The sequence below is a fragment of the Amycolatopsis sp. NPDC051758 genome (assembly GCF_044453095.1).
Taxonomy (GTDB): domain Bacteria; phylum Actinomycetota; class Actinomycetes; order Mycobacteriales; family Pseudonocardiaceae; genus Amycolatopsis.
In genome coordinates this window covers 19,455-39,021 of the sequence record NZ_JBITCJ010000019.1, presented here as the reverse complement: position 1 = coordinate 39,021, position 19,567 = coordinate 19,455, and the positions used below count along the sequence as shown (strand labels likewise).

The following is a 19,567-nucleotide window of genomic DNA, read 5'->3' as shown; positions in this document are numbered from 1 at the left end:
GGAGTGCCGGGAAGTCTGGTCGGCCCTTCGCCCGCAGCGGGCGGAGGACTCGACTCGAGGACGGAATTTCCATGGCGCTCGTACTGGCGTTCGGTGTCGTCCTGCTCATCAGCGTGTCCCTCTCCGGTGTCGCGGCGCGGACGGTGCTGTCGACGGCGTTGCTGTTCCTGCTCGCCGGCGCGTTGATCGGTCAGGGTGGCTTCGGCCTGGTGCAGATCGCCCCGCATGATCCGCTGGTCACCGCGCTCGCCGACATCGCGCTGTTCACCGTGCTGTTCACCGACGGCCAGCGTGCCAACGTGCGTGCTCTGCGAGAGGGCTGGCGGCTGTCGGGCCGGGCCCTCGGGCTGGGGATGCCGCTGACGATGGTCGGGATCGCGGTCCCGGCGCACTTCCTGGTCGGCCTGGACTGGCCGACCGCCCTGCTGCTGGGGGCGATCCTCTCGCCGACCGATCCGGTGTTCGCGGCCGCGATCGTCGGCCGCGACGACGTCCCGCTGCGGCTGCGGCGGCTGCTCAACGTCGAGTCCGGCCTCAACGACGGGCTCGCGCTGCCGTTCGTGCTGATCTTCCTGGCCACCGCCGCGCACGCCGACTCCGACCTGGGCACGGTCGGGATCGAGCTGCTGCTGGGCCTGGTGCTGGGCGTCGCAATCCCGGCCCTGGTCACGCTGGCGTGGCGGTTGAAGGTCCTCACCGCCGAGCCCCGGTTGCAGGCGCTGGGCCCGCTCGCGATCGCCGTGATGCTGTACGCCGCCTGCCACCTGACCCACGCCAACCCGTACCTGGCCGCGTTCGCCGCCGGCTCGACGCTCGCCACGATGGACAAGATGGCCGCCGAGCACTTCGAACCGCTCGGCGACCTGCTGTCGGAGATCACCAAGTTCGCGGCGTTGCTGGTGTTCGGTGCGCTGGTCACGCCGGAGCGGCTCGGGCACCTGAGCGTGGGCGGCTGGGTGCTGGCCGTGCTCGCGATCGTGCTGGTCCGGCCGGCTGCGATGGCGTTGTCGCTGTTGCGGACGAAGATGTCCGGCCGGGAGCGGGCGGCGGCCGCCTGGTTCGGGCCCAAGGGGTTCGCCTCGGTGGTCTACGGGCTGCTGGCCCTGCAGTCCGGCATCCCGGACGCGGAGCTGGTGTTCGACCTGGTCACCGTCACGATCGCGCTGTCGATCGTCCTGCACTCCTCCACCGACGTCCCGGTGGCGAAGGCCCTGAGCTTCGAGCCGCCGGACAACTTGCCCACCGGCCGTCAAGAACCCGAAAGGAGCGCCGGATAGTGCCGCACGAAACCGGCCGGCCCGCCGTACTCTGGACAGATGCACGCTGTGGAGATGGCCGAGGACTACCCGGTCGTGGACCTGGACTCCGATGCGCTCGCCGCGACGAAGCTGCTGGCCGAGCGGCGGCTGCCGGGCATCGTGGTCACCGACGCGTCCGGGTGCCCGTGTTCGATCCTGCCGGCGTCGCAGGTCGTGCAGTTCCTGGTGCCGCGGTACGTGCAGGACGACCCGTCGCTGGCCGGGGTGCTGGACGAGTCGATGGCCGACCGGGTCGCGGACAAGCTGGGCGGCAAGACGGTGCGGTCGCTGCTGCCGGAGAAGCCGTCGGAGCTGCCGCGCGTGCAGGGCGACGACACGATCGTGGAGGTCGCGGCGATCATGGCCCGCCTGCGCTGCCCGCTGGTCGCGGTCATGGAGGGGAAGAAGCTGCTCGGAGTGATTTCCGCGTCCCGGCTGCTGGAGCTGGCCCTCACGCCCCACTGAGCCCGGGGGCGGTGCGATGAGCACCGTCATCGCCGTCGCGGTCTTCGTCGTCGCCTACGTCTTCATCGCCACCGAGAAGATCCCGAAGATGGTGGCGGCCCTGGCCGGGGCCGGGGTGGTGCTGGCGTTCGGGGTGACCGGCGCCGAGGACGCGTTTTACTCCCACGACACCGGGATCGACTGGGACGTCGTCTTCCTGCTGCTCGGGATGATGATCATCGTCGGGGTGCTGCGCCGGACCGGCGTGTTCGAGTACATCGCGATCTGGGCGGCCAAACGGGCCAAGGGCTCGCCGCTGCGCGTGATGCTCCTGTTGTCACTGATCACGGCGGTCGCGTCGGCGTTCCTGGACAACGTCACCACCGTGCTGCTGATCGCGCCGGTCACGCTGCTCGTCTGCGATCGCCTGGACATCAAGCCCACGCCGTTCCTGATCGCGGAGGTGCTCGCGTCGAACATCGGCGGCGCGGCGACCCTGATCGGCGACCCGCCCAACATCATCATCGGCAGCCGCGCCGGGCTGTCGTTCAACGACTTCCTGGTCAACATGGCTCCGATCGTCGTGATCGAGCTGGTTGCGTTCACGCTCGCGTTGCGGTGGGTGTTCCGCGGGTCGTTCGCGGTCGACCCGGCGCGGGTCGCCGACGTGATGCGGCTGAACGAGCGCGAGGCGATCCGCGACCGAGGACTGCTGATCAAGTGTGGTCTCGTGCTGCTCGCGGTGTTCATCGGGTTCATCGGGCACTCGGTGTTCCACATCGAGCCGTCGGTGGTGGCCCTGCTCGGTGCCGGGGTGCTGGTCCTGATTTCCCGGGCCGAGCCGAAGGACTTCCTGGCCGGTGTCGAGTGGGAGACGCTGTTGTTCTTCGCCGGGCTGTTCATCATGATCGGTGCACTGGTGAAGACCGGGGTGATCGGCAACCTGGCGAAGCTGGCGGCCGAGGCCACCGGTGGCAACGCGCTGTTCGCGGTGATGCTGATCCTGGTGGTGTCCGCGGTGCTGTCAGGGGTGATCGACAATATCCCGTACGTGGCCACGATGAGCCCGCTCGTGCTGGCCCTCACGCAGGACATCCCGGATCCGGCGCACTCGGAGGCGCTCTGGTGGTCGCTGGCGCTGGGTGCCGACTTCGGCGGCAACATGACGGCCATCGGCGCGAGTGCCAACGTGGTGATGCTGGGGATCGCGGCGCGGTCGGGGAGCCCGATCTCGTTCTGGGAGTTCACCCGCAAGGGTGCCCAGGTCACACTGCTGACGGTGCTGATCGCCGCGCCCTATCTCTGGCTGCGCTATTTCGTGCTCGGCTGACGATCGCAAGGCAATCGTCAGGTCGGCCGCCGGCCGCGTGCGGGACAGTGGAGTCCGGCGCCGGCAGGCTGGAGCGGCTGTCGTGAGCGAGGAACGCGTCATGGTTTCAGGGGCGCGGACTTCAGGGTGCTGGACTGGTTCGGCTCGGGCGGAAGCGGCGCCGTGACGCGGCGGTGGGACACAGCGTTGTGTCCCACCGCCGCGCGTCTCTTCGTCGGAAGAGTAAACTGTTGTCGTATGCAACAGTAGTCGACGAGGAACGCCGGAGGGATCATGGTCACTCGTGGTGCCGAACAGCACTTCTGGATCGGTCCGGGCACCGAAGGTGCGCTGACGCCCAGCCTGCCCAGCTCGCTGGCCTTCGTGGCGGCTCTATGGCTCGGCTTCGCGCCCTACGTGCTGCACTTCAGTCAGGTGCGGGGCGGACTCGCCGACGGCATCGACGTGTTCGTGGCCCTGGTGGCCGCCGTCCTGGCGCTGGTCTGGACGGTCGTTCCCCGGGACTACCCGGCGTTCAGCGTCGTCAACGCCGTGCTCGGTCTCTGGCTGATCGTCGCGCCCTTCGTTCTCGGGTACGACCTCGCCCGTGTCATCGTCACCGACCTCGTCGTGGGCGTCCTCCTTCTGGGGCTGAGTGGGCTCAGTGCCCTCCTGACCTATCGGCAGCGCGCGAAAGCGCAGGTCGAGGGTCTCGGCGGGTGATCGAACCAAGTATTGCATAATGCAATAGTGTCTACAGGTAACAGCATGTCGGACAGGCGCGTCCCGGTCCCGGTCCGGCAGCCGCTCGGAAGGTGGCTGCGGGAAAGCCGGAGCGGCATGGTCGGGCTGGCCGTGCTCATCGGGGCGGGAGCCGGGCTCGGCGCCATCGTGTTCCGCTGGCTGATCACGACGTTCACCCATCTGTTCTCCGGCCAAGCGGACTATTCCGACGCGGGACGGGCCGCCCATCCGTGGCTCCCGGAGCTGGGGCCGTGGTTCCTGCTGCTCGCACCGGTGGTGGCGGGGCTGATCTACGGGCCACTGGTGTACAAGTTCGCGCCGGAAGCCCGCGGTCACGGCGTTCCCGAGGTGATGTACGCGGTCGCCGAGCGCGGCGGCCGGATCCCGGCCCAGGTCAGCGCGGTGAAAGCCCTGGCTTCGGCGCTGACCATCGGCTCCGGCGGGTCGGTCGGGCGGGAAGGCCCGATCGTCCAGATCGGCTCGGCGCTGGGCTCCACCCTGGGCCGTCTCACCCGGCTGCCCGAGTCCCGGCTGCGGGTGCTGGTGGCGTGCGGTGCGGCAGGCGGGATCGCGGCGACGTTCAACGCGCCACTGGCCGGGCCGTTCTTCGCGATGGAGCTGATCCTGCGCGATTTCGCCGCCGAGTCGTTCGGCGCGGTGGTGCTGGCCAGTGTGACCGCGAGCGTGGTCGGGCGGGCGGCGTTCGGGAACACCGCGTTCCTCGACCTACCGCCCTTCACCCTGCGCAACCCGGTGGAGTACCTGCTCTTCGTCGTTCTCGGTGTTGTCGTGGGTGCGTGCGGGGTGCTCTTCACCCGGGTCCTGTACTGGATCGAGGACTTCTGCGACTGGGTCTGGCGCGGTCCCGAGTGGCTGCGTCCGGCCGTCGGCGGCGTGTTCCTCGGCGGGCTGCTGTTGGCGCTGCCGCAGATGTACGGCGTGGGTTACCCGGTGTTGCAGAACGCGGTCGAAGGCAAGTACGTGCTCGGGTTCCTGCTGCTGTTGCTGGTGGGCAAGATCGTCGCGACGAGCCTGACGATCGGCATCGGCGGCTCGGGTGGCGTGTTCGCGCCATCGCTGTTCATCGGCGCGATGGGCGGGACCGCGTTCGGGATCGTGGTGCACGCGTGGCTACCGTCGCTGACCGCGTCGCCAGGCGTCTACGGGCTGATCGGGATGGGTGCGGCGTTCGCCGGGGCGGCGCGGGCGCCGATCACCGCGGTGATCGTGCTGTTCGAGCTGACCGGCCAGTACACGATCATCTTGCCGATGCTCACCGCGATCGTCATCGCGACCGCGACGAGCCGCGCGTTGTCCCGGGACACGATCTACACGCTCAAGCTGCGCCGTCGCGGCGTCGACCTCGACCGGCACCCCCAGGAACGCCGCCTGGCCGCGACGACGGTCGAAGCTGTCGCCGAGCCCCTGCCCGAACCTCTTTCCGGGGGAATGCCGTTGGAGCGGGCCGCGCATGCCCTGGCCGTGTCCGGGCACGGCATCCTGCCCGTGGTCGACGACGGTGGGCGGTACCAGGGCTGCGTCACGGCGCAGGCCGTGGCCGAGGCCCTGGGCAACGACCACGACGGCACCGTGGGGGACCTGGCCGAGCTGCCGCCCCTGGTCACTTGCGAGACCTCGCTCGCCGACGCGCTGACCGCACTGACGAACGCATCCGGCACCGGTCTGCCCGTGCTCGACGGCGAACGCCAGCTGACCGGCTGGCTCACCCATCAAGCTGTGCTGTCCGCAATCACCCCGGCGGAGATCCGCAGGTAGGCAGCGACGACCTGGGCGCCTGGCTCGAAGTCGGCCCGCCGGTCAGCGCTGGACCTCGGCGAAGGCGCCGCGGTCGACGATGACGAGGAGGCGCTGCGCTCCTCCAACGGCCATGCTGGCCAGGCTCGCCGGCCGAGGTCAGGTCCACACGGCTTCGGGAGCGACGGCCGACGCGGGCGGCTCGCCACCGGCCTCGGCGAAGGCGGTGAGGCTGTCGACCAGGCCGTGCCGGGCCTCGTCCGGCATCCGGGCGACGATCTTCGCGATCTCCTTACGCCGCCGCGCGGTCACCTGGCGAACAACCTTCGTGCCCTCGCGGGTCAACGCCAGCACGATCTCCCGGCGTGAGACGGTGCTGTGCTGGCGATCAACCATGCCGACGGTGACGAGCCGGTCGACCATCCGGCTCGCGGTCGACGGGGTGACCTGCAAGTACTCGGCGAGGTCGGCGTGTTTCAGCGGCCCCCGCGTCTGCAGGACCACCAGAAGCCGGAACTGCGGCAGGGTGATCGCGTCGCCGGCGGCCGCGATCGACCGGGCCGACACGGCCACCAGCAGGCGGGACGCGGTCAGCACGGCGTCGGTGACAGCGTCGACGTCCGTGGCGTCGAGGGCAGGGGAGCTGCGAGGCATACCCACCAGTGTGCCCGATGGGCGGCTGGGTGCGCCGATCAACCAGGCGAGTCTCCCGGCGAGCCGCCCGATTCATCCGGAACGTCCGGGTGATCGACCTCACTGGTGCAGGATGGCGAAGTATTGCATACTGCAACAATGAGTGGAGGAAACATATCGCGGCGGAACGCGCATGAGCCGGCGTGAGGGCCCGTCCCGGCCCGTGTTCGGGCCGATCGACCCGTACTGCCTGCTCGCGGTGCTGCCGATGCTGCTCGTCGCCGGGATGGTGGCCGCGTTGGTCAGTGTCCCGGTGGGACTCATCGTCGCGGTGTTCGCCGGGCTGATCGTCGTGTTCGACTCGTGGGTCAACCGGCCGGGCCCGGTGCCGCCGGTCCGGCATCCGCGACCGCAGGCGAGGCCCGTGGCGGCACGCCGGCCGCGACCGACTGTGGCGAGGCCGATCCCGTACCGGCCGCGGCCGGGGGTGGGGCAGCCGGCACCCGAGGCGCCATACCGCCGCTGACCCCGCAGCCTCACAGGCTCGGCACCGGCAGCTGTGCGTAGTCGACGTCGCCGGTCTTCTCCAGCAGGTTGATGTGGGTCTTGATGTAGTCGCCCGCGAGGTCCGCGAACGGCCGGACCAGGGTGTTGCGGGTATCCGCGCGCACTGTCGAGACCAGGATCAACGCCTCGGCGTGCGCCTTGCGCAAGGTGTTGACGTAGTCCCGGTCGAACTCCTCCCCGAACTCGCCGCGCATACGCTCGATACCGACCTGCATGTCCGGCGCAGGCTGGGTGGGGACGGCCAAGCCCATCTGGGAGCTGATGTCGGTGTCCCGGCTCTCGAGGTCTTTGTGTTGGGTGATGATCGTCCGGGCGGCTTCCTGGACCGCAGGGTTGGCCGAGCGCTGGATCGCCCACGTCGAGGTGGTGATTTCGCGGAGGCTGGTCTGCTGCACGATGGTCAGCAGCTTCCGCCCGGTGGGGCTGATCGGCCCGAACGGCGTCTGGGTGAGGTTGGCCTCCGTCAGGGTCGCCGGTGGTGCGGCCGTCTGGCCGGTCAAGGCCGGGGCTTGGGGAGCGGTCACGACCTGGGCGTTCGGCGGGGCGCACGCCGCGACGGCGAGGGCGAGCGCGCCACTCAGCGCGATCCACGGCTTCCGGGACTTCATCGTGGGCCTCCAGGGGAGTTCGGTGCTTTCCCCGGAGGACACGGATCCCGGAAGCAGTTGGTTCAGTCAAACTGTTGTCTCGTCGTTCTGTTCGTCACGGAAACGGTCATCGCGGGATCGGTGAAGCGGTTGCGGCCGAGCCAGCTGATCGCGTTCCGGACCGCTTCGCGGGTGCCGTCGAACCGGATCGCGTGGTCGGCCAGCGCCTCCCGCCAGCTCCGATGGCCGAGCCAGACCCCGGCGAGCGCGGACACCGTGCAGTCGATCCTGGCCACGGTCGGCAACCGCGGATCACTGTCGGTGGACGCAGCACCTTCGGGGGAGAGAACCAGCCACCACCAGCGCGGCGGCGGGGTCTCGGCGAACCTCAGGTGCAGGGAGACTTTTTCCCGGGGGAGCCGGGCCGGATCGATGCTCCGGCAGATGTCCAGCAGCAGCAGGTTCGGCTTCAGGTCACCGCTGCGTGGTGGCGGCATCCAGCGGCGGCCCCAGCGGCCCAGCTGCTCGATCACCGGCGCGAGGTCGCGTCCGGCCGGGGTGAGCGCGAACCGTCCTTCGCCGGTTGACGCCAGTCGCGTGATCACGCCGGCTTCGGCGAGCTGCTTGAGTCGCCGGGCCAGCAGCGCGGACGACATCCCGGGCACGCCACGGGCGATCTCGCTGGTCCGGCTGTTGCCGTGCAGCAGTTCCCGGACGACGAGCAGGGTCCACGACTGTCCGAAAACTTCGGCCGCGGACGACACCGGGCAGTGCTGGCGATACGCAGTCATGCGTGTTCGAGCGTGCGCAAGACGCGGAACCGGGCCAGCCGGTGCAGCATCTCGCCCATGGCCTCGGGCACGATCTGGCCTTCGAGGTCGGTGCGGGCCGAGTGGACGATCTCGGTGATGTCGGCCGCGGGCAGCCGCGAGGCGAACTCGCCGGTCAGCCAGGTGCTGACCTCGTCGGTGATGTCGTCGGCTTGGTGGGTTTCGACGGTCATGCCCTCATTGTGTGGGCGAGGTCGCGGGCTGCACCTGACGACTGGCTGACGATTCGGGCGGGCAGGGCGTCGGCGCAGCGGGCCTGCTGGTGACCGTCGGGGTCGCGGTCGGGACGGGCGTGGTGATCGGTTCGGGTTCGTCCTCGGTCGTCACGCCGCAGCCGGTCAGGCACAACGCCGCCAGCAGCGCGAGGGCGATCTTCATGTCATGGCCTCCGGGAGTTCGACGACGAAGCGGGCGCCGCCGCCGGGGCGATCTTCGACCCAGACCCGGCCTTCGTGGCGGTGGACGTGGTCGGCGACGATGGCCAGGCCGAGGCCGCTGCCGGTGTCCTGGTCGCGGCGGGCGGCGTGCAGGCCGCGGGCGAACCGTTCGAAGATGCGTTCGCGCAGCGCGGGCGGGACGCCGCTGCCGGCGTCGTCGACCTCGATGCGGGCGTGGTCGTCGTCGCGGCGGACAGTGATCGCGACGGCGCCACCGCCGTAGTGGTCGGCGTTGTCGAGCAGGTTGGCGACCACGCGATCGATGCGTCGGCGATCGGCGGAGACCAGCGGAGTGTCGGGTTCGGTCTCGATGCGTACTTCGCAACCCGGTCGGCTGTCGACGATGTTGCGGACGAGTTCGCCGAGGTCGACCAGTTCGACGGTGCTGTCGGCCTCGTCCTGGTCGGCTCGGGAGATCTCCAAGAGGTCGATCACCATCCGCTGGAACCGTCGCAGCTCCGCTCTCAGCAACCGCAGTGCGCGTTGCGCCGTCGGCGGCATCGCTTCCTGCCGGCGTTCGAGTACCTCGGTGACGTTGACCATGGTGGTCAGGGGCGAGCGCAGTTCGTGGCTGACGTCGGAGGCGAACCGGGCGTCCCGGCGCACGCGTTGTTCCAGATTGCCGGCGGTGGTGTTGAAGCTGGTGGCCAGTGGGGCGAGATCGGGGTCGGACTGGTCGGGGAGCCGGGCCGTCAGGTCTCCGCGCGCGACGCGGGACGCGGCTGCGGTCAAGGCGGTCAACGGGCGCAACGCCCGGCGGGCGGACCAGGCGCCGAGGCCCACCCCGAACAGCGCGGCGACGACGGTGCCGGCGATGAGCAGGGTGCTCAGGTAGCGGAAAGTGCGGTCCAGCTCCAGCAGTGGGTACAGCTCGACGTACACGCTGTCCGGGCCGACCGGTGTCGCCACACCGAGCACGGGAATGCTGTCGGCGGTGAACCGCTGCCGGGCGGATATGCCGTTGTGGGCCTGATCCAGCAGGGCAACGGGCACGGCAGCGGGGTCGACCTGCCGGCCACTGGTGAGCCAGCCGGCCGGGCGGGACAGCAGGATCGACGAATCGGGGCCGGTGGCCAGTCCGGTGAGGAGTTCGTCGAGGTCGTCGGCGTGTTCGGCCAGCGCGGTGGTGACGAGGCGGACGTTGACCTCGGACTGGCGGGTGACGCTCTGCTCGCGCTGGTCGAGCATGTAGCCGGTGGTCAGGTTCCAGGTCGCCACCGCGAGGATGGTCATCACCAGCGCCAGCCCGAGCCCGAAGGCCGCCGCGACCCGCCAGCGCAGCGAAAGCCGGCGGATCACGGTTCGGGGGCGATGCGGTAGCCACTGCCGCGGACGGTCAGCACCAGGCTGGGGGTGTCGGGGTCGGGTTCGACCTTGCGCCGCAGCCGTCTGATGTGGACGTCGAGCAGCCGGGTGTCGCCGAAGTAGTCGTGGCCCCAGACGCGCTGCAGGAGCTGTTCGCGGGTGACGACCTTGCCCTCGGCCGCGACGAGCTCGGCCAACAGCCGGAACTCGGTGCGAGTCAGGTGCACCGGAACGCCGTCGCGGTGGACGGCTTCCTCGTCCGGCCGGATCTCGAGCCCGCCGAGGGTGAGGTGGGCCGGCCGGTCCGGGGCCGCCCGGCGGAGCAGTGCGCGGATGCGGGCGGCGAGCTCGCCCGCGACCAGTGGTTTGGTGACGTAGTCGTCGGCGCCGGCTTCGAGGCCGGCGATGACGTCCTGGGTGTCGGTGCGCGCGGTGATCACGATGATCGGCAGGTCACCTCCCTCGCGGACGGCGCGGCAGACGGTGAGCCCGTCGATGCCCGGCAGCATCAGGTCGAGCAGCACGACGTCGACGGTGGTGGACTCCAGCAGTTCCAGGCCGTCTTCGCCGGTGGCCGCGGTGGTCACGGCGAAGTCTTCGTCTTCCAGGGCGAGGCTCAACGCTTCGCTGATCATGGCGTCGTCTTCGACGAGCAGTACTCGCGTCGGCATCTTCCGGATCCTATCAGCAAGCAAATTGTTGCATAGACGAATAGTTGTGCTAGCCTGTACTCTCAAGTGTAGGACGACTGTTCAGGGCGATCGCCCTGATGGAGGTTGCGATGCGGTCTCCGTCCGCTGCTCGGGGTGAAGCCGTCCGGCAGCGGCTGCTCGTCGCCGCGGTCGAGCTGATCCCGGAACGCGGGTGGACGGCGGTGAGCACTCGTGTGCTGGCCGAGCGGGCCGGTGTCACCCCGAGCGTGGTGCACTACCACTTCTCGTCCGTGCAAGCCGTGCTGGTGGAAGCGGTGCTGGGAACGATGCGCGCGGTGGCGGGTGAACTGGGTCCCGCGCTCGACGCGGCGGGCACGGCGGACGAGGTGGTCGACGCCATGGTGACGGCGGTCGAGCAGTACACCGGTACCGATCCGATGTCGCTGCTGTTCGTCGAGGGCTATCTGGCCGCGACCCGGGACGACACGCTGCGCGCGGGAATCGCGGCGGTCCTGGCCGACCTCAAGAGCGTGATCGGCACTCGTTTCCGGCAGTTCGGAGTCGCTGATCCCGATGGAACGGCCGCGGTGCTCGGCGCCGCGATCGACGGGTTGCTCATGCATCGCGCGGTGGCGCCGGACGACGTCCCGGCCGGGGCGGCCGCCGTCCTGCGACGGCTGGTCTGAAGCGAAGGAGCAAAGCGGTGAAAGTCGCAGTGTGCGGGGCCGGGATCACCGGCCTGGCGGTGGCGAACAAGTTCGCGCGAGACGGCGCCGAGGTGGTGGTGCTGGAGCGGGCACCGGCGCCGCGTGAACAGGGATACATGATCGACTTCTTCGGTGCCGGGTTCGACGCCGCCGAGGACATGGGGGTGCTGCCGCGGATCCGCGAGCTGGCCTACCGGGTGGACGAGGCGAGCCTGCTCGACGAGCGTGGTCGCCGCCGCGCAGCGGCGCGGTACACGACCTTCGCCCGCGCCATGCGAGACCGTCTGTGCGGCATCATGCGCCCCGACCTCGAACAGGCGCTGCGGGAGCAGCTGCCGTCCACGGTGGACCTGCGATTCGGCGCGGGTGTGACGGTGGTCGAAGACCTGGGCGACCGGGTGCGGGTGACCGCCGGTGACCAGGTGGTCGAGGCGGACGTGCTCGTGGGCGCCGACGGGATCCATTCCGCCGTGCGACGGCTGGTGTTCGGCGAGGACGGCGAGTTCCTGCGGTACCTCGGGTTCCACACCGCGGCGTTCGTGTTCAGCGACCCCGAGATCCACCACGCGGTGGGCGACCGGTTCTGCCTCACCGACACCATCGGCCGTCAGATGGGTTTCTACGGCCTGCGCGACGGCCGGGTCGCCGCTTTCGCCGTCCACCGGACCGATGATCCCCGGCTGCCCGAGGACACCAGGGCGGCGCTGCGGCAGGAGTACGGTTCGCTGGGTTGGCTCGTTCCTCGCGCGCTGCGGCGGTGTCCGCCGAGCGAGGCCGTGTACTACGACCAGGTCGCTCAGATCGTCATGCCGCGCTGGAGCCGCGGGCGCGTGGTCCTCGCGGGGGACGCGTGCTCGGCTGTCTCGTTGATCGCCGGGCAAGGCGCGTCCCTCGGCGTCGCCGGCGCTTTTGTCCTCGGCGAACAACTGCAGAACCGTTCGCTCACCGAGGCGTTCACCGAATACGAGCGGCTGATGCGGCCGGTGGTCGAGGAGAAGCAGGGAGTGGCGCGGCGGAGTGCCCGCTGGTTCCTGCCGGAAAGCCCGCTCCAGCTCGGAATCCGGCGCGCGGCCCTGCGGTTGGCCCGGTTGCCGGTGCTCGACCGCTACATCGCCGCGGTGCTCGCGGGTAAATCCACCGCGGTGGTCACGAACCTCCGCCGTTCCGCCGCCGAGGCGGCGCGGTGAACCGGGTTGCCCGGTTCGTCTTCCGCGCGCCGGTCCGGTTGTACGACAACGGTCTCGGGTGGCTGCTCGGCCGTCGTTTCCTGTGCCTGACCCACCTCGGGCGGAAGTCCGGGCGCAGGTACCGGACGGTGCTCGAAGTCGTCGGGCGGGACGGTGAGGAATACATCGTGGTCGCGGGCCTGGGCGCCGGTGCGGACTGGTTCCGCAACATCCGGGCCCGGCCGCCGGTCGAGGTGATCGTCGGACGGCACCGCTTCCCGGCCGTCCACCGCGTGCTCGATGAAGACGAGGCCGTCGCGGTCATCGCCGGCTACGAGCACCGCAACCGGTTCGCCGGGCCGGTCGTGCGATTCGCGCTGGGGAAGCTGCTGAAGTGGCGCTACGACGGCAGCGACCTCGCCCGCCGCCGGATGGCGCGGCAACTACCCCTGGTCGGGCTGCGGCCGCGATCGTAAGGCAGTCGTCAGTTGCAACCCCTTCTTCCCGTGTCAGGGTGGAACCCGAGCGAGGAAGAAGGAAGGTGACCACGACATGACGACCGACGTAGCGGTGAAGGAGACCACCGGAACCTGGGAACTCCCGGAGGTCCGCCGGCTGCGCCTGGACGCCGAACGCGTCTGGGAAGCCGCGGGGGCACACCGCAGCCTGGCGGTCGAGCTGGAAACCGGGACCGACCCCGACGGTCTCTACCGGGGCAAGCTGCAACGCTTTCTCGCGGACGTCGCCGACTGCCACGCGATGGCGTATCAGGAACTTGCCGCTGCTGCCGAAGCACGCGCCGAGGCGCGGCGGTACCCGCGGCACACTCAACAGTGGGGACGGTTGGTGGAGGAGTCCTTCGCGGCGATCCGCCGCGCGGAAGCCCACCACGAACGAGCCGCCGCCCAGTCCGCCCGGGCAGCCGGAGACGAAGCCGCGGCCCGCAGGCACGAAACCGCCGCGGAAGAGGCGGACCGGCGTGCTTTGGCGCCGATGAAGCGCAGCGCCTGACTCGGGGATGCGCCGATTCCGACCCGCACGGCTGGCCGGGTTGTACGCGGTGGCTGGAATTCTGCTGGCCGGCGTGCTGGCGCCGCCGGCCCTCGGCGCCGGGCTGCTGTCCAATGAGGTCGGTGACTCGGTCGCGGCGATCGAAGCGGATCTCGCGGCCGGGAAACCGCCGTTGACGACCACCGTGACCGATCGCGACGGCCACCCGATCGCCGTGCTGTACGACCAGTACCGGCTCCCGGTCACCGCCGACGGGATTTCACCCGCGATGAAGGCGGCCATCATCGCCATCGAGGACCGGCGGTTCTACGACGAAGGAGCGGTCGACCCGCGGGGCGTGCTCCGGGCTTTGGTCAACAACGCCGCCGGCGGTGACACCCAAGGTGCCTCGACGATCACACAGCAGTACGTGAAGAACTTCCTGATCAACGTCGTGCACCGCGGCGACCCCGCGGCGCAGCAGCGGGATCGGGAAAACTCGGTGGCCCGGAAGCTTCGGGAGGCCAAGCTGGCCGTCCGGGTCGATCGCGTGATGACCAAGGACCAGATCCTCGCCGCGTACCTGAACGTCGTCCAGTTCAGCCGGGCGGTCTGCGGGGTTGCCGCCGCGGCCGAGGCCTACTTCGGGACGAGCGCCGCGAAGCTCACCGTCCCGCAGGCGGCCTTGCTCGCCGGAATGGTGAACAGCCCGTCCCGCTTCGACCCTTATGCCCATCCGGACGCGGCCAAGTCCCGGCGAGACGTTGTGCTGGACGCGATGGCCGATGCGGGCTCGCTCCCTGTTCCCGCCGCGCGCGAGGCGAAGGCCGCCGCACTGGGTGTACTCCCCGGCGGCCCCCGGACGCCGGCCCCGAACTGCCTGAGTGCAGAACGCGAGGCCGGATTTTTCTGCGCGTATGCGGTGGACCACCTCGAACGGCACGGCTTCACGCCGGACCGGCTCGCCACCGCGGGGCTGACCATCCGCACCACCATGGACCCGAAGGTCGCCGAGGTGACCAAACAGGCGGTGACGGCGAACGTGCGCACCCGCGAACCGGGTGTCGCCGGCACCATGGCGGTCATCCGGCCTGGGGAACAGCGGCACGAGGTCCTGGCGATGGTCGCGAACCGCGACTACGGCGTCGACGCCGACGAAGGCGAGCGATCCACGGACGTCGTCGGTGGGGTCAGCGATCCCTTCGGCGCCGGCTCGGTCTTCAAGATCTTCACCGCCGCCGCGGCCCTCGAAGCCGGCGAGGCGGGACTCCGCACACCGTTGCCCAATCCGCGCAGCGACTGCTTCACCCCACCCGGGGCCGACCGGCACACGAGCTGCTATCCGGTCACGAACCTCGGCACCTACCCCGATCCGATCACGCTCGCCGACGCGCTGGCGACGTCGCCGAACGTGGCGTTCGTCGGCCTCGAGCAGCGCGTCGGCGTCCCGGCGGTGCTCGACATGGCTCACCGGCTCGGTCTCCGCCGCACCCTCACGACCAACGCCGCGGGCGGCGCGCCGATCACCGATCCCGGAGACGTGCGCTCGAAGGATCCCCGTTACCACCAGCCGCAAGCGGAGTACTTCCGCGGGCTGCTGTCGTTCACCCTCGGCACCAGCCCGGTGAGCCCGCTCGAGCTGGCGAACGTCTCGGCGACCCTGATGAGCGGAGGCATCTGGTGCCCGCCGGACCCGATCCTGTCGGTGACCGGACGCGACGGCGCCCCGATCCCGGTCGGGCAGGAACCGTGCGAACGCGTCGTCCCGAAGGACCTCGCCGACACGCTGCGGGCGGGCCTGAGCGAGGACACCGTGTCCGGCACGTCGGCGCGCGCGGCCCGGGCCGCCGGGTGGGACCGACCGGACTTCGGCAAGACCGGTACGACGCAGGACAGCAGGTCGGTCGCCTTTGTCGGCGGAGTGAACGACTTCGCCGTCTCGTCGCTGGTGTTCGCCGACGGCCCGGCTCCGCGAACGGTGTGCCCGGGGCCGCCGGTGCACCTCGGCCGGTGTGGGCACGGGGCCTTCGGCGGGACGGTCGCCGCGCCGCCGTACTTCCACGCGATGGAGCGGCTGCTGACGGGCGAGCCGGACGAGCCCGTTCCTGCGGCCGATCCCCGATACCTGCGTGCGCGATGACGGGTGACGGCATGGGCCCGCCACGCGGGCCCGCACGGGAGCAGCTGCTGACCGTGGCGGTCGACGAGTGCGACGAAGCCGTCGTGCTCACCCTTGCCGGAGAGGTCGACGGCCTGACCGTGGGCCGGCTGCGCGGCACCGTCACCTGGGCGCTCGGCGAGCTGGGCGGCCGCGTGCTGATCGTCGACCTGACCGCGGTCGGCTTCCTGGGCTCACCCGGCCTGCGGCTGCTGTTCGACACCGCGGCGCTGGCCGCGATGGTGCCCGGGTACCGGACCCTGCGCGTCGTGGTCGACCGGAACCGGCCGGTGCCGGGCCCGCTCGAGATCACCGGGCTGGACAAGGTACTCGCGCTGTACCACGAGGTGAGCGATGCGCTCGCCGGGTGACACGTGCTGGTCGAAGGAAAGGTGACGAACCCGTGCCATCAACACTCCGCCTCGTGCTCGCCGCCGACTGGATTTCCCCCTCCGTCGCCCGGAGCCGGCTCCGGGACTGGCTCGAGGCGCACCGCTGGCCGGAGGACGAGGTTGACGACCTCGTGCTCGCGGTCAGTGAAGCGGTGAGCAACAGCATCGAACACGGCTACGGCGTCCCCGTTGACTCCGCGCTGCTGCCCCACCCCGGACAGATCGAAGTCACCGCCTCGGTGAAGCAATCAGCCGTCGGTGCCCGCCACATCGAGCTGACGATCCGGGACGCGGGAACCTGGCGGGAACCGGGGCAGGGGCCACGCGGGTACGGGCTGGACCTGATGCGCGCGGCCGGGCTCTACTTCGTGGTCGAACGCTCCGCGGAAGGGACGCGGATCCGGTTCACCAGCAGACCGGTGGCCGACATCGTCGCCTCGCCGCCGGAGGCGCCGTAGCCCGGCCGTTCATCGCTAAGTGGCGCGGGGTGTCTCCGCCTCGCCAGCACGCCAGCGATCGATCACGGCGGGCAGTTCGCGCATGATGTAGGCGTAGAAGTCGCGCATGTTGGCCAGCCGCTGCGCCGCCCGGCTGTTGTCGCCCGCCGCCTCGATCCCGCGCTCGGCGGCCCTCTGCATCTTCCCGACGACGGCGTTCTGGGTGGACATCAGCCGCGCCCAGCCGTCGGCGGGGAAGCGGTAGTGCTCACGGCGGCTGCCGGGGGCGGGTACGCGTTCGATCAGCCCCACCGGTTCCAGCGCCTTGATCGCGGTGGACACGGAGCCGCGGCTGGCGCCCAGCTGATCGGCGATGTCTCCCGCAGTCGTCGTCTCCTGCTCGCTGAACAGCAGAGCCGCCAGCACTCGCGCGGTCATGCGCTGCAGGCCGTGCTGGGTGAGGGTGAGTGCGAACTCTTCCGCCGCGGTCATGCTGCTCCGTTCGTCGCGTTGATGAAATCCTAATCCTTCCAAGTGTTCGCAAATGTCAGAACATCGAGTACGTTTCGGTTCATGGAAGCCGCCATCGAGCTCGACCACCTCAGCAAGAGCTACGGCCGCCGTCGCGGCCTTGTCGACCTATCCCTGCAGGTCAGAAGAGGTGAGGTGTTCGGATACCTGGGCCCCAACGGAGCGGGGAAGTCGACCACCATCCGGCTGCTGCTCGACCTGATCCGTCCGGACGGTGGGCGGGCGCGGGTGCTCGGCCTCGACCCGCGACGCGACGCCGTGGCGGTGCACCGGCGGGTCGGCTACCTGGCCGGTGACTTCGTCGTCGACCCTCGCCAGTGCGTCGACGAGTGCTTGACGTTCCTGGCGAACCTGCGCGGCGGCGTCCCGCGGGACCGGATCAGCGACCTCGCCGAGCAACTCGACCTCGAGCTGCCGGCCCGGATCAAGACCTTGTCCAAGGGCAACCGGCAGAAAGTCGGCCTGGTCCAGGCGTTCATGCACCGACCGGAGCTGCTGATCCTCGACGAGCCCACCTCCGGGCTCGACCCGCTCGTGCAGCAGACCTTCCTGCGGCTGGTCACCGAGGCACGCGCCGCAGGGCAGACGGTGCTGATGTCGAGCCACGTCATGAGCGAGGTCGAGCGGGTCGCCGACCGCGTCGGCATCATCCGCGAAGGTCGTCTGATCGCCCTCGACACGGTCGCGGGACTGCGGGACCGGGCCGTCCGAACCATGCGGATCACCTTCGCCGAGCCACCGCCGGTCGACGAGTTCGCCGGCCTGCCCGGCGTCGGCGACCTCCGGCTGGACGGCGCGGTGCTGCACTGCCGCGTCGCGGGCAGCCCCGACGCCCTGCTCAAAGCCGTCGCGCAGCACACCGTCATCGACCTGCTCAGCGAGGAACCCGACCTCGAGGACCTCTTCCTCACCTTCTACGAAGGACGTGACCGCGTTGCTGCGTAGCGTTTTCACCAAGACTCTTCGGGACCACCGCCGGACGTTGCCGGTCTGGGCGGTCGCCACCGCGGCCGTCGCGGCGATGTACGCGAGCTTCTACCCCCAGGTCTCCGGCGGTGCGATGCGGGACATGGTCGCGAACTTCCCGCAGGCTCTGCGCGACGCCTTCCACCTCGACGACCTGTCCTCGGCCGCCGGCTACCTGCAGTCCACCACGTTCGGGCTGCTCGTCCCGCTGCTCATCGTCGGTTACGGCATCACCACGGGAACCCGGGCGATCGCCGGCGACGAGGAAGCCGGCCACCTCGACGTGCTGCTCACCCACCCGGTCAGCCGTACACGGCTTCTCCTGCACCGCTTCGCTGCCTTGGCTGTCGGATGCGCGGGCATCGGCGCTGTCGTGTTCCTGGCCATGCTGGTGATCCGCGGCAGCGCCCAGCTGGACACCATCGCGATCGGCGGGTTCGCCGCGCAAAGCGTCAACGCAGCACTTCTCGGGATCGTTTTCGGGGCTCTGGCTATGATGCTCGGCGCCCTCACCGGGCGGCGTGGCCGGGTGCTCGGCGTCTCTGCTGCCTTGGCCATCCTGGCGTACGCGGCCAATACGTTCGCCGTTCAGCTCGGGGCCGACTGGACGCGCGCATTGTCCCCGTTCCGCTACTACATCGGCGGGGAACCGCTGAAGAACGGTATCCAGTGGGCCGACGCCGGGGTGCTCGCCGGTGCGACGGGGATCTTGATCGCCGTCGCCGCGGCGAGCTTCACCCGGCGCGATCTCACCACCTGAACCGGGTCAGCGACGCTCCGCGTAGACGGATCGTTCGACCTCCGACACGGGCAGCTCGCGCCCGCTCGGGCGGACGTAGCGGTCGGTGAACTCGGCCGGGCCGCACTGTTCGACCGCGTGCCAGCCGTATTCGGCCAGGAACGCGCCGACCTCGTCCGGGTTCAGCCCGAAATGCCACAACCGGCGCTTCACCACGAACTCGTCGAAGGCGGCCTGGGCGCCGAAAGTCTCCGTGCCGTCGAGAAAATCCCGGCGGATGTAGGTGAACGCCAGCTTGCTACCGGCAGGGGCGGCGGACAGGGTGCCCAGGGTGCGGCGCACGGCGGCCTCGGTCAGGTACTGGGTGACGGCCTCCCAGACGAAGAACGTCCGCTGATCAGTTCGATAGCCGTGCTTGCCGAGCTCTGCGGCCAGATCCTGGGTCTCGAAGTCGACGGGAACGAGCGTGACGGTCTCGGGTGCCCGCCCGAACGCCTTGCGCAGCGCCGTGTTCTTGCGGGCGATGTTCTCGGGCAGGTCCACCTCGTAGACCGGAATGCCCTGGAGCGCGGGAAGCCGGTACGCGCGGGTGTCGAAACCGGCGCCCAGGATGACCACGGCATCGATTCCCGTTTCGGTGGCGGCCAGCAGCTTGTCGTCGATGAACCTCTTGCGGCACAACATGCTCGCCCACAAGCCGGGCATCTTCGTTTCCGTCGCCGAGACGAGCGACTTCCGCAGCGGTCGCCAGGCAGCCAACGCGACGGTGATCCGGCCGGCGGCGGGAAGCATCCTGCGAGCGAGACTGTCCGCCACCAGCGGCGAGGCTTCGTACTGGTCGGTGGCGACGATGACCATCGGTCCGAGCGCGGTTCCGTCGGGGCCCTGCGGCATGGCGTGCTCCTCGTGTCGACGACTG

General features: G+C 70.1%; 24 protein-coding genes. 15 read left to right on the top strand and 9 right to left on the bottom strand.

The features are described 5' to 3' along the window. Positions 1-71: 71 nt before the first annotated feature. The 5 genes from ACIA5G_RS49615 (at position 72) to ACIA5G_RS49595 (ending at position 5,571) form a co-directional block, all read left to right on the top strand. Positions 72-1,277 (top strand): cation:proton antiporter, encoded by a 1,206-nt coding sequence (locus ACIA5G_RS49615; protein ID WP_395936792.1) that lies wholly within the window; start codon positions 72-74, stop codon positions 1,275-1,277. A gap of 39 nt (positions 1,278-1,316) precedes the next feature. After that, on the top strand, positions 1,317-1,763 hold the full coding sequence (locus tag ACIA5G_RS49610; RefSeq protein WP_395936790.1) for a CBS domain-containing protein: 447 nt from the start codon (positions 1,317-1,319) through the stop codon (positions 1,761-1,763). 16 nt (positions 1,764-1,779) lie between these two features. After that, entirely contained in the window at positions 1,780-3,072 is a 1,293-nt protein-coding gene (locus ACIA5G_RS49605; RefSeq protein ID WP_395936788.1) for an ArsB/NhaD family transporter, read from the top strand. Positions 3,073-3,345: 273 nt separating this feature from the next. Further along, on the top strand, positions 3,346-3,774 hold the full coding sequence (locus tag ACIA5G_RS49600; RefSeq protein WP_395936786.1) for an SPW repeat protein: 429 nt from the start codon (positions 3,346-3,348) through the stop codon (positions 3,772-3,774). A gap of 45 nt (positions 3,775-3,819) precedes the next feature. Beyond that, the gene (locus ACIA5G_RS49595) at positions 3,820-5,571 is read left to right on the top strand and encodes a chloride channel protein (protein ID WP_395936784.1); all 1,752 of its coding nucleotides are present in this window, start codon (positions 3,820-3,822) and stop codon (positions 5,569-5,571) included. A 138-nt stretch (positions 5,572-5,709) separates the two neighbouring features. Here ACIA5G_RS49595 and ACIA5G_RS49590 read toward each other — a convergent pair whose 3' ends face one another. Next, positions 5,710-6,204 (bottom strand): MarR family winged helix-turn-helix transcriptional regulator, encoded by a 495-nt coding sequence (locus ACIA5G_RS49590; protein ID WP_285483690.1) that lies wholly within the window; start codon positions 6,202-6,204, stop codon positions 5,710-5,712. Between the two features lie 172 nt (positions 6,205-6,376). Between ACIA5G_RS49590 and ACIA5G_RS49585 the strand changes: the two genes are divergently transcribed. After that, positions 6,377-6,709, top strand: coding sequence for a hypothetical protein (locus tag ACIA5G_RS49585; protein WP_395936782.1), 333 nt, complete (start codon positions 6,377-6,379; stop codon positions 6,707-6,709). Between the two features lie 10 nt (positions 6,710-6,719). Here the strand turns inward: ACIA5G_RS49585 and ACIA5G_RS49580 are convergent, their stop codons facing one another. The 6 genes from ACIA5G_RS49580 to ACIA5G_RS49555 all read right to left on the bottom strand — a co-directional run bounded on the left by ACIA5G_RS49580 (position 6,720) and on the right by ACIA5G_RS49555 (position 10,580). Then, positions 6,720-7,358, bottom strand: coding sequence for a DUF4142 domain-containing protein (locus ACIA5G_RS49580; RefSeq protein ID WP_395936780.1), 639 nt, complete (start codon positions 7,356-7,358; stop codon positions 6,720-6,722). A gap of 62 nt (positions 7,359-7,420) precedes the next feature. Further along, positions 7,421-8,128, bottom strand: a complete 708-nt coding sequence (locus ACIA5G_RS49575; protein WP_395936778.1) for a winged helix-turn-helix transcriptional regulator — start codon at positions 8,126-8,128, stop codon at positions 7,421-7,423. Then, entirely contained in the window at positions 8,125-8,340 is a 216-nt protein-coding gene (locus ACIA5G_RS49570) for a hypothetical protein (RefSeq protein ID WP_395936776.1), read from the bottom strand. The genes ACIA5G_RS49575 and ACIA5G_RS49570 overlap by 4 nt, the downstream gene beginning before the upstream one ends. A gap of 4 nt (positions 8,341-8,344) precedes the next feature. Continuing rightward, positions 8,345-8,545 (bottom strand): hypothetical protein, encoded by a 201-nt coding sequence (locus tag ACIA5G_RS49565; protein ID WP_395936774.1) that lies wholly within the window; start codon positions 8,543-8,545, stop codon positions 8,345-8,347. Further along, positions 8,542-9,903, bottom strand: coding sequence for a sensor histidine kinase (locus ACIA5G_RS49560; RefSeq protein WP_395936772.1), 1,362 nt, complete (start codon positions 9,901-9,903; stop codon positions 8,542-8,544). The genes ACIA5G_RS49565 and ACIA5G_RS49560 overlap by 4 nt, the downstream gene beginning before the upstream one ends. Next, the gene (locus ACIA5G_RS49555) at positions 9,900-10,580 is read right to left on the bottom strand and encodes a response regulator (RefSeq protein ID WP_395936770.1); all 681 of its coding nucleotides are present in this window, start codon (positions 10,578-10,580) and stop codon (positions 9,900-9,902) included. The genes ACIA5G_RS49560 and ACIA5G_RS49555 overlap by 4 nt, the downstream gene beginning before the upstream one ends. A 110-nt stretch (positions 10,581-10,690) precedes the next feature. Here ACIA5G_RS49555 and ACIA5G_RS49550 point away from each other — a divergent pair, with 110 nt between their 5' ends. The 7 genes from ACIA5G_RS49550 to ACIA5G_RS49520 all read left to right on the top strand — a co-directional run bounded on the left by ACIA5G_RS49550 (position 10,691) and on the right by ACIA5G_RS49520 (position 16,433). Further along, positions 10,691-11,248, top strand: coding sequence for a TetR/AcrR family transcriptional regulator (locus ACIA5G_RS49550; RefSeq protein ID WP_395936768.1), 558 nt, complete (start codon positions 10,691-10,693; stop codon positions 11,246-11,248). Positions 11,249-11,265: 17 nt separating this feature from the next. Beyond that, positions 11,266-12,456 (top strand): FAD-dependent monooxygenase, encoded by a 1,191-nt coding sequence (locus ACIA5G_RS49545; RefSeq protein ID WP_395936766.1) that lies wholly within the window; start codon positions 11,266-11,268, stop codon positions 12,454-12,456. Then, a complete protein-coding gene (locus tag ACIA5G_RS49540) occupies positions 12,453-12,911 on the top strand; it encodes a nitroreductase family deazaflavin-dependent oxidoreductase (protein WP_395936764.1) in 459 nt (152 codons plus the stop codon). The genes ACIA5G_RS49545 and ACIA5G_RS49540 overlap by 4 nt, the downstream gene beginning before the upstream one ends. A 76-nt stretch (positions 12,912-12,987) precedes the next feature. Next, positions 12,988-13,446, top strand: coding sequence for a hypothetical protein (locus tag ACIA5G_RS49535; protein ID WP_395936762.1), 459 nt, complete (start codon positions 12,988-12,990; stop codon positions 13,444-13,446). A 49-nt stretch (positions 13,447-13,495) separates the two neighbouring features. After that, positions 13,496-15,565 (top strand): transglycosylase domain-containing protein, encoded by a 2,070-nt coding sequence (locus tag ACIA5G_RS49530; protein ID WP_395936760.1) that lies wholly within the window; start codon positions 13,496-13,498, stop codon positions 15,563-15,565. An 11-nt stretch (positions 15,566-15,576) separates the two neighbouring features. Further along, complete coding sequence (locus ACIA5G_RS49525) at positions 15,577-15,954, top strand: STAS domain-containing protein (protein ID WP_395936758.1); 378 nt, start codon at positions 15,577-15,579, stop codon at positions 15,952-15,954. Between the two features lie 32 nt (positions 15,955-15,986). Further along, positions 15,987-16,433, top strand: a complete 447-nt coding sequence (locus ACIA5G_RS49520; protein WP_395936756.1) for an ATP-binding protein — start codon at positions 15,987-15,989, stop codon at positions 16,431-16,433. A gap of 15 nt (positions 16,434-16,448) precedes the next feature. Here ACIA5G_RS49520 and ACIA5G_RS49515 read toward each other — a convergent pair whose 3' ends face one another. Next, a complete protein-coding gene (locus ACIA5G_RS49515; protein WP_395936754.1) occupies positions 16,449-16,904 on the bottom strand; it encodes a GbsR/MarR family transcriptional regulator in 456 nt (151 codons plus the stop codon). Positions 16,905-16,985: 81 nt separating this feature from the next. On the opposite strand from ACIA5G_RS49515, the gene ACIA5G_RS49510 reads away from it, so the two are divergent. Together ACIA5G_RS49510 and ACIA5G_RS49505 are read left to right on the top strand one after the other, a co-directional pair. Beyond that, on the top strand, positions 16,986-17,888 hold the full coding sequence (locus ACIA5G_RS49510; protein ID WP_395936752.1) for an ABC transporter ATP-binding protein: 903 nt from the start codon (positions 16,986-16,988) through the stop codon (positions 17,886-17,888). Continuing rightward, on the top strand, positions 17,878-18,669 hold the full coding sequence (locus tag ACIA5G_RS49505; RefSeq protein ID WP_395936750.1) for an ABC transporter permease subunit: 792 nt from the start codon (positions 17,878-17,880) through the stop codon (positions 18,667-18,669). The genes ACIA5G_RS49510 and ACIA5G_RS49505 overlap by 11 nt, the downstream gene beginning before the upstream one ends. A gap of 6 nt (positions 18,670-18,675) precedes the next feature. Here the strand turns inward: ACIA5G_RS49505 and ACIA5G_RS49500 are convergent, their stop codons facing one another. Beyond that, positions 18,676-19,542, bottom strand: a complete 867-nt coding sequence (locus ACIA5G_RS49500; RefSeq protein WP_395936748.1) for an SAM-dependent methyltransferase — start codon at positions 19,540-19,542, stop codon at positions 18,676-18,678. Positions 19,543-19,567: the final 25 nt, after the last annotated feature.

Bases quoted from the DNA above. Each gene is read 5' to 3' on its own strand.
- ACIA5G_RS49615 (WP_395936792.1), top strand. From the start codon at position 72: ATGGCGCTCGTACTGGCGTTCGGTGTCGTCCTGCTCATCAGCGTGTCC.
- ACIA5G_RS49610 (WP_395936790.1), top strand. From the start codon at position 1,317: ATGCACGCTGTGGAGATGGCCGAGGACTACCCGGTCGTGGACCTGGAC.
- ACIA5G_RS49605 (WP_395936788.1), top strand. From the start codon at position 1,780: ATGAGCACCGTCATCGCCGTCGCGGTCTTCGTCGTCGCCTACGTCTTC.
- ACIA5G_RS49600 (WP_395936786.1), top strand. From the start codon at position 3,346: ATGGTCACTCGTGGTGCCGAACAGCACTTCTGGATCGGTCCGGGCACC.
- ACIA5G_RS49595 (WP_395936784.1), top strand. From the start codon at position 3,820: ATGTCGGACAGGCGCGTCCCGGTCCCGGTCCGGCAGCCGCTCGGAAGG.
- ACIA5G_RS49590 (WP_285483690.1), bottom strand. From the start codon at position 6,204: ATGCCTCGCAGCTCCCCTGCCCTCGACGCCACGGACGTCGACGCTGTC.
- ACIA5G_RS49585 (WP_395936782.1), top strand. From the start codon at position 6,377: ATGAGCCGGCGTGAGGGCCCGTCCCGGCCCGTGTTCGGGCCGATCGAC.
- ACIA5G_RS49580 (WP_395936780.1), bottom strand. From the start codon at position 7,358: ATGAAGTCCCGGAAGCCGTGGATCGCGCTGAGTGGCGCGCTCGCCCTC.
- ACIA5G_RS49575 (WP_395936778.1), bottom strand. From the start codon at position 8,128: ATGACTGCGTATCGCCAGCACTGCCCGGTGTCGTCCGCGGCCGAAGTT.
- ACIA5G_RS49570 (WP_395936776.1), bottom strand. From the start codon at position 8,340: ATGACCGTCGAAACCCACCAAGCCGACGACATCACCGACGAGGTCAGC.
- ACIA5G_RS49565 (WP_395936774.1), bottom strand. From the start codon at position 8,545: ATGAAGATCGCCCTCGCGCTGCTGGCGGCGTTGTGCCTGACCGGCTGC.
- ACIA5G_RS49555 (WP_395936770.1), bottom strand. From the start codon at position 10,580: ATGCCGACGCGAGTACTGCTCGTCGAAGACGACGCCATGATCAGCGAA.
- ACIA5G_RS49550 (WP_395936768.1), top strand. From the start codon at position 10,691: ATGCGGTCTCCGTCCGCTGCTCGGGGTGAAGCCGTCCGGCAGCGGCTG.
- ACIA5G_RS49535 (WP_395936762.1), top strand. From the start codon at position 12,988: ATGACGACCGACGTAGCGGTGAAGGAGACCACCGGAACCTGGGAACTC.
- ACIA5G_RS49525 (WP_395936758.1), top strand. From the start codon at position 15,577: ATGGGCCCGCCACGCGGGCCCGCACGGGAGCAGCTGCTGACCGTGGCG.
- ACIA5G_RS49515 (WP_395936754.1), bottom strand. From the start codon at position 16,904: ATGACCGCGGCGGAAGAGTTCGCACTCACCCTCACCCAGCACGGCCTG.
- ACIA5G_RS49510 (WP_395936752.1), top strand. From the start codon at position 16,986: ATGGAAGCCGCCATCGAGCTCGACCACCTCAGCAAGAGCTACGGCCGC.
- ACIA5G_RS49500 (WP_395936748.1), bottom strand. From the start codon at position 19,542: ATGCCGCAGGGCCCCGACGGAACCGCGCTCGGACCGATGGTCATCGTC.